Source organism: Reyranella sp., from assembly GCF_004296935.1.
Taxonomy (GTDB): Bacteria; Pseudomonadota; Alphaproteobacteria; order Reyranellales; family Reyranellaceae; genus Reyranella.
In genome coordinates this window covers 25,129-37,995 of sequence record NZ_SCVH01000170.1, presented here as the reverse complement: position 1 = coordinate 37,995, position 12,867 = coordinate 25,129, and the positions used below count along the sequence as shown (strand labels likewise).

At 68.8% G+C, this 12,867-nt stretch carries 10 protein-coding genes; 4 read left to right on the top strand and 6 right to left on the bottom strand.

Annotated elements, in window-relative coordinates; all coding sequences use genetic code 11:
* The 4 genes from EPO55_RS26030 to EPO55_RS26015 form a co-directional block, all read right to left on the bottom strand.
* Positions 1–162: ferredoxin family protein (locus tag EPO55_RS26030; protein WP_296340538.1), on the bottom strand; the 162-nt coding region annotated here is incomplete at its 3' end.
* Between the two features lie 66 nt (positions 163–228).
* Complete coding sequence (locus tag EPO55_RS26025) at positions 229–483, bottom strand: RNA-binding S4 domain-containing protein (RefSeq protein ID WP_296340533.1); 255 nt, start codon at positions 481–483, stop codon at positions 229–231.
* Positions 484–498: 15 nt separating this feature from the next.
* Positions 499–3,693 (bottom strand): helicase-related protein, encoded by a 3,195-nt coding sequence (locus EPO55_RS26020; RefSeq protein ID WP_296340532.1) that lies wholly within the window; start codon positions 3,691–3,693, stop codon positions 499–501.
* Between the two features lie 67 nt (positions 3,694–3,760).
* Complete coding sequence (locus tag EPO55_RS26015) at positions 3,761–4,522, bottom strand: DUF1223 domain-containing protein (protein ID WP_296340530.1); 762 nt, start codon at positions 4,520–4,522, stop codon at positions 3,761–3,763.
* Between the two features lie 251 nt (positions 4,523–4,773).
* Here EPO55_RS26015 and EPO55_RS26010 point away from each other — a divergent pair, with 251 nt between their 5' ends.
* From EPO55_RS26010 to EPO55_RS25995, 4 genes are read left to right on the top strand one after another with little or no spacing between them, the layout of a single operon-like run.
* Positions 4,774–5,517, top strand: coding sequence for an ABC transporter ATP-binding protein (locus EPO55_RS26010; RefSeq protein ID WP_296340529.1), 744 nt, complete (start codon positions 4,774–4,776; stop codon positions 5,515–5,517).
* A gap of 14 nt (positions 5,518–5,531) precedes the next feature.
* Positions 5,532–6,401, top strand: a complete 870-nt coding sequence (locus EPO55_RS26005; RefSeq protein ID WP_296340537.1) for a metal ABC transporter permease — start codon at positions 5,532–5,534, stop codon at positions 6,399–6,401.
* Between the two features lie 5 nt (positions 6,402–6,406).
* Positions 6,407–7,393 (top strand): alpha/beta hydrolase, encoded by a 987-nt coding sequence (locus EPO55_RS26000; RefSeq protein WP_296340528.1) that lies wholly within the window; start codon positions 6,407–6,409, stop codon positions 7,391–7,393.
* 25 nt (positions 7,394–7,418) lie between these two features.
* Positions 7,419–7,550 (top strand): hypothetical protein, encoded by a 132-nt coding sequence (locus EPO55_RS25995; protein ID WP_296340527.1) that lies wholly within the window; start codon positions 7,419–7,421, stop codon positions 7,548–7,550.
* Positions 7,551–7,554: 4 nt separating this feature from the next.
* Here the strand turns inward: EPO55_RS25995 and msrB are convergent, their stop codons facing one another.
* Entirely contained in the window at positions 7,555–7,965 is a 411-nt protein-coding gene (gene msrB / locus EPO55_RS25990; RefSeq protein WP_296340526.1) for a peptide-methionine (R)-S-oxide reductase MsrB, read from the bottom strand.
* A 29-nt stretch (positions 7,966–7,994) separates the two neighbouring features.
* Entirely contained in the window at positions 7,995–12,848 is a 4,854-nt protein-coding gene (locus EPO55_RS25985) for an NAD-glutamate dehydrogenase (RefSeq protein WP_296340524.1), read from the bottom strand.
* Positions 12,849–12,867: the final 19 nt, after the last annotated feature.

Genomic DNA, 12,867 nt, shown 5'->3' with positions numbered 1-12,867 from the left:
GGCGTTGGGCGGGCACTCCGGCTCGCAGACGCCGCAGTCGATACACTCGTCCGGATTGATGACCAGCATGTTCTCGCCCTCGTAGAAGCAATCCACGGGGCAGACTTCAACGCAGTCCATGTACTTGCACTTGATGCAAGCTTCGATCACGACATAGGTCATCAACGGCTCCAGATACGAGCGGCCGGGTGATTAACGCGTGCGACCGTCGCGCGCAAGGCTACCGAATCACGCAGAGTCGATTTCGTCATACAACGCGCGGGCCTCGGGCGCAGGCCCTCGGCGATCGCCGAGGGCGACGATGCGCACCACCCGCACACGCTGTCCGAGCGCAAACGTCAGCACCATGTCAGGCGCCACCGTCGCATGGGGCTTGCTGACGATGCGGCCATCGATCCGGCAGCGCGATTTTTCGATGTAGCGCGTGGCCAAGGTCCGGGACTTGAAGAAGCGTGCGTGCCAGAGCCACTTGTCGAGCCGCATCGCGCGCTGGGGCGGCTACTTCTTTCCGCCGAGCTTGAGCTCGAGCAACTTGGCAAACGGCGAGTCGGCCGCCGGCGCATCGCTCTTGGTCTCGGTGGTGGCGTAGAGCCTGAGCGCCGGGCCGCCGCTGTCGCGCCGTGGCGGGCGCGCACCGTGGCCGCGATCCTGACGCGGCCCGGCCTGACGCGGACCGTCCTTGCGGGGGCCGTCGTTGCGGGGCCCATCTTTACGCGGCTCGTCGTTCCGGGGGCCGCTGCCCCTCGGTCCGTCTTTGCCGCGATCAGGACGCGGTGCGTCGGCGAAGAACTGGCGCTCGTTGGGTGGCCGCTCAGGTCGCTCGCGCCGCTGCTGCTCGCGCTGTTGACGCTGTTGACGCTGCTGGAGGCGCTGGCGCTCGCGTTGCTCCTCGCGCTCGCGTACGAAGCGCGGCTTCATCGAGAAGCTGTGCAGCGGCCCGGAGGCCTCCGACGGCGGATGCACCCGGTAGCCGAGCGCTTGCATCACGTTGGCCATCTCGGGCTCGGAGCAGCCGACCAGCGACATCATCTGCGGCGTGGCACGGAAATGGCCCGGTTGCAGCGCGCGCGGGCCCTCCGGCTTCGGTTCTTGCTTCGGTGCATCGACGGCTACGGCCTCGACGGTCGTGGTCTCGTCGCCCGCGAGAGCGTCATTGGCAGGCGTTTCGGCGGCAGGTGCTTCGATGATCGGTGCTTCGACGGCGACAGCCTCGACGGTGGAAGCCTCGGGCTCCTGCGCGGCCGGAGTTTCAGGTTGCGGCGCGGGCTCGCTTTCGCCGAACGCGGCGGCCACGATCGCCCATTCACTGATCTCGTCGGCAGAGAGCGGGGCCGACGGCGCATCGGCCGCCGCCACGGGAAGCTGTGCGCTTGGCGCGGACTTCTTTTCCTGCTGCGCGCGACGTGCCGTCTCGCGACTCTCGCGGACGGCTTGGCGCGCCATCGCCGCCAGGCGCTCGACCATATCGGCTCGGATCGCGTGATCGCCGAGCGGCAGGTAGCCGATGGTGGCGTAGAAATCGCGCTCGGCATCTTTCGGCAGATCCATCGACGTGCGGCCTTCGGCCGGCAGCGGGGGAATGGTCTCGCGATTGCGGGCGATCATCCAGAGGCCGGCGCGCAGACGGATCGGAACCGGCTTCAGCATGCTCGGGAAGTAGATCGAGTAGACGCCGACCCTGACGCCGAGCCGGGCCAGCGCCTTGCGGTCGTCATCGCCGAGCTGGGCGAGCTGGTCCTCGATCGGGCGACGCGACAGCACACCAAGGCTCTCCGCGAGCTGGAAGACGACACCGCGTGCGCCAGCCGGCAACTCGGCCGTCGCCCGGGCGTCCATCAACTCGGACAGGCCAAGACGAATACGGGTCTCGACCCAGGCGGCGGCGCGCTTGCGCACCTCCTCGCGGGCTGGCCCATCGAGCAGGTCGGTGGCCAGCGCCTCGACCTTCGGTGCCAGGATATCGCCGCTCGGCAGCAGGCGGGCGATCGGGCCGCCGCCCCAGCACACGCGCAACTGGGAATCGAAGACAATCTCGCCGTCGGCCGAACTGGCAAAGGCTTGCAGGCGCGCTGGAAGGTCCTGACGCAGCGCACGCAGAGCGGCGCTCATCACGGCCTTCTGATCGGCATGGCTCTCGGCCGCGTCGGGAACGAAGCGAAAGCCCTCGATCCGCCCGAGATGCTCGCCCTCGACAGTGACTTCGCCCGCTGCGGCGACCGATGTCGTCATTTCACCCTCATCGCGCAATCTTCGTACAAGCAGAGCCGCCCGTCTATCGACAAACCTTTGCGTCAAACGCTGATGCAGGGCGTCGGAAAGCCTGTCCTCGATGGCGCGGGCGCGCTCTTGCCAATGAGTTGCACGTTGAATCCAGTCCGGGCGGTGCGAAATATAAGTCCACGTCCGGACATGGGCGATGCGCGCCATCAAGGTATCGATGTCGCCATCGAAATGTTCCAGCCGCTTCACGTGACTTTCGATCCAGTCCTCGGGCAGGCGTTCGCCGCCCTGGGTCAGATGCTCGAACAGCTGGCCGAGCAGGCGCGTGTGCTCCTCGGTCATTGTCTTGCGGAAGTCCGGCACCTGGCAGACTTCCCAGAGAAGGCGCACGCGCTGCGGCGTGCGCACGCGCGGCAGGAAATCCGACTGCGCCGCCAGCGTCTGAAGCGCCAACTGGTCGTCCTGCTCGCGGACGCGCTGGAGCGCGACATGTGACGGCGCGACGTTGAGCGAGGCGATCAGTGCCGGCGCCGTGCGGAAATCGAGGTCGCTGTTGCGCCACTGCACGTCGCGCAAGGGATCGAAGCGGTGATTCTCGATCGCCTCGACCACCTCCGGCTCGAGGCCGCTGACATCGGCCGTGGTGCCGAAGGTGCCGTCGTTCATGTGGCGTCCGGCGCGGCCGGCAATCTGCGCCAGCTCGACGGCGCGCAGCGGCCGCGAGCTGCGGCCATCGAACTTGCGCAGGCTCGCGAACCAGACATGGTTCACGTCCATGTTGAGGCCCATGCCGATCGCATCGGTCGCGACCAGATAGTCGACCTCGCCCGACTGGAACATCTCGACCTGGGCGTTGCGCGTGCGTGGACTCATGGCGCCCATCACGATCGCCGTGCCGCCGCGCTGGCGGCGGACCAGTTCAGCGATCTCGTAGACTTCGGCGGCTGAGAAGCCGACCACGGCCGAGCGGCGCGGCAGGCGCGTGGCCTTCTTGGACCCGACATAGGAGAGCTTCGAAAAGCGCGGGCGCGCCACCATGTCGATGTCGGGCAACAGGCGGTTCAGCACCGGTCGAACCGTGTCGGCGCCCAGCAGCATGGTTTCGTTCATGCCGCGTGCATGGAGCAGCCGGTCGGTGAAGAAATGGCCGCGTTCGGGGTCGGCCGCCATCTGCACTTCGTCGACGGCGAGGAACGACACCGGCCGCTCGACCGGCATGGATTCGACCGTACAGACGAAATAGCGCGCCCCGGGCGGGGAGATCTTTTCCTCGCCGGTGATCAGCGCCACCTGCTTGGCGCCCTTGATGGCCACGATGCGGTCGTAGTTCTCGCGCGCCAGCAGGCGCAGCGGAAATCCGATCATGCCCGACTCGTGGCCGAGCATGCGCTCGATCGCGAGATAGGTTTTGCCGGTGTTGGTGGGACCGAGAACCGCGGTCAGGCGGCCGGAGGCGCTGGCGACGGGCGGCATCGCAGCACCTTCGCCCGCACCCGTGGCGGAAGCAAGGCCGCCCCCTGGGCCATCCCGGGGCCGGATTCTAGCCGGAGTAGGCGGGCTCCAGCTTGTTGCAGCCGATCATCGGTCCGCACTCTGCCTGCTGGACCAGCACGGCCACACCCTGGGTCGGCTGGATGCGCTCGGCGGCGATGCTCCAGCTGGCGGGCGCGCCGTCCCAGCGGCTCACCAACTCGAGGTGTCGCACGATGTTGAAGTTCTCCAGCGTGCGGCCCTGGTTCTCGCCGCTTGCCACGGCCGTGTTGTTGCGCCGGTCGTAGATGGCGAGGGTGACGTCCGCCGGGCCGTGTCGGAGCGTGAAGGCGGCGAGCTTGATGGTGAGTGGCCCGCCGATGGTCCGCGAAAGCTCCGGGGTTGCACGCCGCGGCGCCAGGCCCTGCGCCTTCGCAAGCAACGCCTCGATCTGGCCGGGCTCGCGCCCGGAATCATGGCCGATGCCATCGACCACCATCTCGGGCGTGTAGACGTAGCGTTGCTTCAGGGCCTTTGCATAGCCACGCTGGCGTTCGGTGGTCTCGCGCGATGCGAAGGGATCCTTCCAGCCGATATAGTCCCAATAGTCGACGTGAAACGACAGCGCCACGATATCGGGGCGCTTGGCCAGCCGGCCGAGGAAGGCGTCGGCCGGCGGGCAGGAACTGCAGCCCTGGGAGGTGAACAATTCGACCGCCCACGGCCCGTTGCCCGGCCGGCGCGCCGCTGCTCCGCGAGGTCGGCCGGCGACAATCGCCGCGCCGCCGCCCATCAGCAGCGCGCGTCGACCGGGGTTCGATGGCTTCATCATCACGGCAAGATGCCCGCTTGGCGTCGGGCCCGCCAATCAAGAAGCGGTTAGTGGGCGGTAACGCGCGGTAACACCCGGCTCGCTGGACTCAATTGACGTAATATTATAACAATATGGCTTCATGCATGAACCCGTTTCCCCCGGCACCGCCCTGCTCGCCATGAGCGCACCCGCGCGCATCGCGATGGCGCTGGGCGTGTCGGCCGTGCTCTGGCTCTGTACTTGGTGGGCCCTCTCGTGAGTACCGGGCCATGAGCGTCGCCCTTCGCCTGGTCGACCTGACGGTGAGCTACGATCGCCATCCCGCCGTGCATCACGTGTCGGCCGAGATTCCCGCCGCCGAGATGACCGCCATCGTCGGCCCCAACGGCGCCGGCAAGAGCACGCTGCTCAAGGCGCTGCTGGGCCTCGCGCCGCACATCGAAGGCCGCATCGAGTGTTCGGCCAAGCGTATCGCCTACCTGCCGCAGCAAGCCGAGATCGACCGCAGCTTTCCCATCTCGGTGTTCGACACGGTGCTGCTCGGCCGCTGGTCGCGCTTCGGCGGCTTCGCCTCGGCCGGCCGGGGCGACATCCACGACGCCCAGCACGCCATCGAAGCGGTCGGGCTCAGCGGCTTCGAGCGCCGGCCGATCGACACGCTCTCGGTCGGCCAGTTCCAGCGCGTGCTGTTTGCCCGCCTGCTCCTGCAAGACGCTGACCTTGTCCTGTTGGACGAGCCGTTCGCCGCCATCGATTCCAAGACCGTCGCTGACCTCATGGTCGTGATCCGCCGCTGGCAGGCAGAGAAGCGCACCGTCGTCGCCGTCCTGCACGATCTCGACCAGGTGCGGCGCGACTTCCCCAATTCCCTGCTGCTCGCCCGCGAGCTGGTCGCAGCGGGTCCAACGCCTGGCGTCCTGTCGGCCGAGAACCTGTTGCGTGCCCGCGCCATGGCCGAGGCGTGGGACGAACACGCCGACGCCTGCGAAGCGCCGATGCGCCTGAGCGCCTGATCGCGTCGCACACCATGCTCTACGAATATCTGTTCCAGCCGTTCGTCGAATTCGGCTTCATGCGCCGCGCCCTGGTGGCGAGCCTGGCGCTGGCCGTCGGCGGCTCGGCGATCGGCGTGTTCCTGATCCTGCGCCGCATGAGCCTGATGGGCGACGCGCTGGCGCACGCCCTGCTGCCCGGCGCGGCGCTGGGCTTCCTGCTGGGCGGCCTGTCGCTGCCGGCCATGAGCCTGGGCGGTTTCCTGGCCGGCATTGCGACGGCGCTGGTGTCGGGCGTCATCGCCCGCTTCTCCAGCATGCGCGAGGACGCGAGCTTTGCCGCCGCCTATCTCACCGCCATGGCGCTCGGCGTGCTGATCGTGTCGCTGCGGGGCTCGGCCGTCGACCTGATGAACATCCTGTTCGGCGCCATCCTGGCGGTCGACGACATGGCGCTGTTCCTGGTCGTCTCGACCGCCACGCTCACCCTCGCAGGCCTCGCCGCCATCTACCGCCCGCTGGTCGTGGAATGCTTCAACCCGGGCTTCCTCGCCGCCATGGGCGTGCGCGGCTCGGTCTATCACTATCTCTTTCTCGCGCTGGCCGTGCTGAACATGGTCGCGGGCTTCCAGGCGCTCGGCACCTTGATGGCGCTCGGCATCGTGCTGCTGCCCGCCGTTGCGGCGTCGTTCTGGGCGCGCGAGGTCTGGTCGATGACCCTGATCGCCGCGCCCATGGCGTTTGCGTCGGCCGCGGTCGGCCTGCTGGTGTCGTTCCATGCCGGCCTGCCCTCGGGTCCGGTGATCGTGCTGTTCGCCAGCCTCTTCTTCCTGGGCTCGTTGCTGCTAGGCTCGCGCTCCTCGGTCCGCACGCGCCTGTCGCGGCCGGTTCACCTGCGCGGGTAACTCAAATGACCGCTTCGCCTGTTCCGGGCGTCACGCTCAAGACGACCAAGGCCAACAACATCCACATGCGCTACGCCGAGGCCGCCCCAAAGGAACCTGGGGGTCCGCTGGTGCTGTTCGTCCACGGCTGGCCGGAGAGCTGGTACTCGTGGCGGCATCAATTGCAGGCCGTCAGCGCTGCGGGCTTCCGCGCCGTGGCCCCGGACATGCGCGGCTATGGCGGCACCGAGGCGCCCGAACCGATCGACCAGTACACGCTCTTCCACATGGTGGGCGACATGGCCGAACTGGTGAAGGCGCTCGGCGAGACCAAGGCCGTGATCGTCGGCCACGACTGGGGGGCGCCAGTCGCCTGGCATGCCGCGCTCTGGCGGCCGGATCTTTTTACGGCGGTGTGCGCCATGAGCGTGCCCTACTCGCCGCCGGGCTACGTCGACATCCTGAGCGCGCTGGAGAAGCTCGGCATCAACGACTTCTACCTGCAGTACTTCCAGAAGCCCGGCGTGCCCGAGGCCGAACTGCAGCAGGACATCCGGGGCGCCCTGCGCCGGCTCTACTTCACGGCCTCCGGCGACATGACGGACAAGGACAAGGGATTCGGCCGCCTGCCCGGCGGCACGTTGCTCGGCAACACCGTCGATCCCGAGAAGCTGCCGGCCTGGCTCGGCGAAGCCGATCTCGATTATTACGCCGGCGAATTCGCGCGCACCGGCTTCCGCGGCGGCCTCAACTGGTACCGCAACCTCCGGCGCAACTGGGAGCTGGGCGGTCCGTGGCGCGGCCAGCCGATCCGCCAGCCCTCGCTGTTCATCGCCGGCAGCCGCGACGGCGTGCTGCGCTTTCCCGCCGCCAAGAGCCAGCTCGAGGCCTACCCCACGACCCTACCCGGCCTCCGCGGCTGCCACATCCTCGAAGGCGCCGGCCACTGGGTGCAGCAGGAGCAGCCGGCAGAGGTCAACAAACTGTTGATCGACTTCCTGAAGGGGCTGTGATCCACTTCGGTCCCTGGAGGCGCCGATGACCCGACTTCTCAGTCTTCTCGCAGCCGTTCTCTTGTCGACCCTGGCCGCCCTCTCGCCCGCGCTGGCACAGGGCTGCGACGACGGTCCGCCGCCGCCCCCGCCGCAGGGCGACCAGCCGACGACGTAAGAGTCTACTTCTTCTCCTCGAACTTCATCGCCGCGCCGTTCATGCAATAGCGCTGGCCGGTGGGCGCCGGTCCGTCGGGAAAGACGTGGCCGAGATGGCCGCCGCACTTGGCGCAATGCACTTCGGTCCGCGTCATGAAGAAGCTGCGGTCGGTCGTCGTGCCGACGCCGTCGGGCAGCGGCTGCCAGAACGACGGCCAGCCCGTACCGCTCTCGAACTTCGTGGCCGAATCGAACAGCGGCGTGCCGCAGCCGGCGCAGACGAAGGCGCCCGGGCGCTTCTCGTTGTTCAGCGGACTGGTGAAGGCGCGCTCGGTGCTGTGCTTGCGCAGCACGCTGTACTGTTGCGCATCGAGCTGCTTGCGCCACTCCTCGTCGCTCTTCTCGATGGGAAAGGTCTCGGTCTTCTTGCTCATGATTCGCTCCAAGTCAGCATGATCGCTTCCTAGACGAGGCTTCGCAACTCGGCCGCCGCGACCGACAGCATGGCGAGATCGAGGGCGCCGGCCGCCGCCAGATCTTCCTTCAGGAGCCGGTCGACGCGGTCGAGCGCCAGCTTGCGCGGCGCGCTCCAGCGCTCCAGCGCGGTGCTCGTGTCGCATGCCGCTTCCGGGCCGGCGGCCCGCAGCGCCGAGGCCAGCAGGTCGGCATGAAGGGCTGCGAGTTCGTCCTGCATCGCCAGCGCCGCCTGCGCCGGCCACTGGCCGTCGCGCGGCAGGTTGCGGGCGCCGGCCGCAAGCAGTGCAAGCGACAGCCGTTCGCCGAGGCGGAAGTGGAGTCGGGCCGCATCGCCGATGTTGCAGCCGCCGGCCTGCGCCGCCTGCATCAGGTCGCCCGCCGCCGCCAGCGTTTCCAGCGCCGCTGCCCGCCGGGCGATGTCCGCCGGCGCGCCCATCGTCTCGAAGGCGGCCGTCCGCTCGCCGAGCGCGGCGCTTTCCGCCGGACCGAGCAGATCGGCCGGCAGATCGCCCAGCGCCGCCACCGCCGCACCGAGCTGCTCCGTTGCCGCCATGGTGTCGAGCGGTTGCGGCAGGCGGCGCAAGGTCCACTGCACGGCCCGCGTCACGAAGCGCTGCGAGGCCACCAGCATCCTTGTCTGCACCTCGGCCTTGAGCGCCTGGTCGAGCCCCTCGATGTCACCCCATAGATCGCGCAGCTTCCAGGCGTCGCGCACGACGATGAAGGCGCGGGCGATCGAAGCGGCTGGCGCGCCGGTGCGGCCGGCCACGTTGTGCACGAAGGTCGGGCCACAGCGGTTGACCAGCGAGTTCACCACCTGCAGCGTCGTGATCTCGCGCCGCAGCCGGTGCGTCTCGATCAGCGGCTCGTGCTGCTCGCGGAGCGCCGCCGGGAAATAGCGCAGCAGCTCGGGCTCGAGCAGCGGATCGTCGGGCAGGTCCGACTCCAGGATCTCGTCGCTGAGGTCGAGCTTGGCGTAGGCCAGCAGCACCGAGAGTTCGGGTCGCGTCAGATACTGCTTGGCGAGCGCCCGGGTGCGCATGGCGGCAGTGTTGGGCAGGAACTCGACGGCCCGGTCGAGCCGGCCCCCCTTTCCTTCCGTGCCGCGTTCCAGGCTGCGCATCAGCCGCTCCAGCCGGTCGTGCTCTTCGCCGGCCATCGCCTCGCTGACGCTGACCGACTGGCTCTGCTGGTAGTTGTTGCGCAGCACCAGCGCCGCCACCTCGTCGGTCATGGAGAACAGCAGCGCATCGCGGTCGGCGACCGCGGTGCCGGTCGCGATCTTGATATTGACCTCGTGGTCGGAGGTGTCGACGCCGGCCGAGTTGTCGAGCGCATCGGTGTTGATCTTGGCGCCCGCCAGTGCCGCCTCGATCCGGCCGCGCTGGGTGAAGCCCAGGTTGGCGCCCTCGCCGATGACTTTCGCGCGGAGTTTCGCTGCGTCGATGCGGACGGCATCGTTGGCGCGGTCGCCGGCGTCGGCGTGACTTTCGCTCGACGCCTTCACATAGGTGCCGATGCCGCCGAAATAGAGCAGGTCGACCGGTGCCGCCAGGATGGCGCGCATCAGCTCGGCGGGCGTCGTGGTCGCTGCCTCGATGCCCAGCGCGCGTCGTGCCTCGACCGAGAGCGGGATCGACTTGGCGGCACGGTCGTGGATGCCGCCGCCCGTCGACAGCAGCGTCTTGTCGTAGTCCATCCACGATGAACGCGGCAGGTCGAACAGCCGCCGGCGCTCGGCCAGGCTGGCGGCGGCGTCGGGCGCGGGATCGATGAAGATGTGGCGGTGGTCGAAGGCCGCCACCAGTCTGATGTGCGGCGACAGCAGCATGCCGTTGCCGAACACGTCGCCCGACATGTCGCCCACGCCGGCCACGGTAAAGGCTGTCGTCTGGATGTCCTGTCCGAGTTCGCGGAAGTGGCGCTTCACCGATTCCCACGCGCCCCGGGCCGTGATGCCCATCTTCTTGTGGTCGTAGCCGGCCGATCCGCCCGAGGCGAAGGCATCGCCCAGCCAGAAGCCGTAATCGGCCGACAGTGCATTGGCGATGTCGGAGAAAGTAGCGGTGCCCTTGTCGGCGGCGACCACCAGATAGGGATCGTCGCCGTCGTGGCGCACGACGTTGGCCGGCGGCACGATGCTGTCGCCGACATAGTTGTCGGTGAGATCGAGCAGGCCACGGATCAGCGTCTGGTAGCAGGCGATGCCCTCGGCCTGCATCTGCTCGCGCGTGCCACCTGCTGGCGGCCTCTTCACATAGAAGCCGCCCTTGGAGCCGACCGGCACGATGACGGCGTTCTTCACCATCTGGGTCTTCATCAGGCTCAGCACTTCGGTGCGGAAATCCTCGCGCCGGTCGGACCAGCGGATGCCGCCGCGCGCCACCCTGCCGCCGCGCAGATGAATGCCCTCCATGCGCGGGCTGTAGACGAAGATCTCGACCAGGGGCCGCGGTGCCGGCAGATCGTCGATCGCCCGGCTGTCGATCTTCAGCGAGATCCAGTCCTTCGCGGCGCCGTCGGCGCCGGTCTGCCAGAAATTGGTCCGCAAGGTGCAGCGGAGCGCATTGAGGAAGCGCCGCAGGATGCGGTCCTCGTCGAGGGTCGTGACGCCTTCCAGCGACTTGGCGATCGCCGCCTCGATCGCCTGGCTGCTGCTCTGGCGCACGTCGGACTGGGCCGCGCCCAGCGCCGGATCGAAGCGGACCAGGAACAGATCGACGAGGGCGTGGGCGATGGCGGGATAGGCCGCCAGCGTGCGCTCCATGTAATCCTGGCTGAACGGCACGCCGGCCTGGCGCAGATACTTGGAATAGGCGCGCAGCAGCGCCACCTCGCGCCAGCCGAGGCCGGCGCCCAGCACCAGGCGGTTGAGCCCGTCGTTTTCCAGCTCGCCCGCCCGAAGCTTTTCCATCGCTTCGATGAACCGCGCTCCGACCGAGGCGAGATCGACCGCCGATCCGTCGGCCGTCTCCACGCGCAATACCTGCACGGCTATGCCGCCGCCTCTGCTGTCGTTTGGGTCGTCGTTTGGCGTGCGCAGCAGGAACGGCGCCTCGCTCAGCACGCGCAGGCCGAGGTTTTCGGCCAGGGGCAGGATGTCCGACAGCGCGATGGGCTTGCGCGGATGAAACAGGCGGATGGCGAAGCGGTGCGCGGGCAGCCCAACCCGGCGGCCGACCTGCACGCCGAAGTGGGCGCCGCCCAGCAGGGCCTGCAGGAGATCGATGTCGACCGCGGCCTGTGCGGCGTCGAAGGTCTCGCGGTAGGCGGGCGGAAACCAGCCGCGCCAGCGGCGTGCCGCGGCGCGCCCCTCGGCCTCGCCGAGCTTCGCCTGCAGCGCCGTGCGCAGCCGGTCGTTCCACGATGTGGCCGCGTCGACCAGCGTCTGTTCCAGCGCGGCGATGTCGGGCGCGGCCGCCTCCGGCCGGTTGAGCTTCACCGTATAGAGCGCCTGGGCCAGCGCCGAATCGCTGCCGGTCGAGGAGGTGACCGAGGTCACCTTGCCGTCCCAGGCCTGTTCGAGGATCGCGGCGAAGCGGTCGCTGAGTGCTGCATCGAAGCGCTCGCGCGGGGCGAAGACCAGGTTCGCGGCGAAGCGGCCGACGGCGTCGCGGCGCGTGAACAGCGCCACGCGGCGGCGCTCCTGCAATTGCAGGATGCCCAGCACCTGGTCGTAGAGCGTGTCCTCGTCGATCTGGAACAGCTCGTCGCGCGGGTAGGAATCGAGGATCGCCATCAGCGACTTGCCGTCGTGGCCGTGGGCATCGACGCCCGAGCGGCCGAGCACGCCCTCGACCCGGCCGCGCAGCAGCGGCACGTCGGCCACCATCGCGTGATAAGCGGCCGACGTGAACAGGCCGGCCAGGCGCCGCTCGCCGGTGACCCTTCCGTCGGCGTCGCAGGTCTTCACGATCACGCAATCCATCGGCCCGCTGCGATGGACCAGCGAGGCGCGGTCGGTCTTCACGATCAGGATGTTGTCGGGCCCACGGGCAAAGCGCGTCATCGCTTCGCCGCTGCCGAGGCCGGTATCGAACAGCCGCACCTCGTCGCGCTGCAGGATGCCCAGCGCCGAGCCCGGCACCAGGTCGTAGCGGATGCCGCCCGCCTGGTTGGGGTCGTCGACATAGCGGTAACGGCGGTGGCCGAGGAAGGTGAAGTGGCCGGCTTCCAGCCATTGCAGGAAATCTTCGTATTCCTCGAGATTGGCCGAGCGGCCGGGCGCGAGGTCGGCGATGGCGTCGAGGCAGGCCTGGCGCATCGGCCGCCAGTCGTCGACCGCGAGGCGCACCTCGGCCAGCACGCGGGCCAGTGCCGCGGCGATTTCGTCGAGCTGGCCGGGCTCGGCCTGGCGGTCGATCTCGATGTGCATCATCGATTCGAGGCGCGCGCGATTGCCGGAGTCGGGGCCGAAGTCGAGGAGATCGCCGTCGAGGTCGCGGCGCACCGTCAGCACCGGATGGGCCAGCAGATGGACGGCGATCTCGCGGCGATTGAGTTCGTTGGCGATCGAATCGACCAGGAACGGCATGTCGTCGTTGACGACGTGGATCACGGTATGCCGGCTCTCGAAACCGTGGCCCTGCTCGATCGGATTGAACACCCGGACCTTGGCGATGCCGGGCAGGCGGCGGCGGGCGAAGGCCAGCAGGGCGCGCGCTGCCGCGGCCCGCTGCTCCGCGGGCGCTGCAGCCAGATCCTTGTCGGCGACACGCTCGAACAGCCGGCGGGCGAACCGGGCGGCTTCCTCGCCGCCGGCCCCATGGGCAGTGGTCGCGCGGGCGGCGGCGCAGATGGCGTCCAAGCCGTAAACCCGCGGCGCCGGTGCGATGGCCATTTTTAGCGTTTCCCTCCCA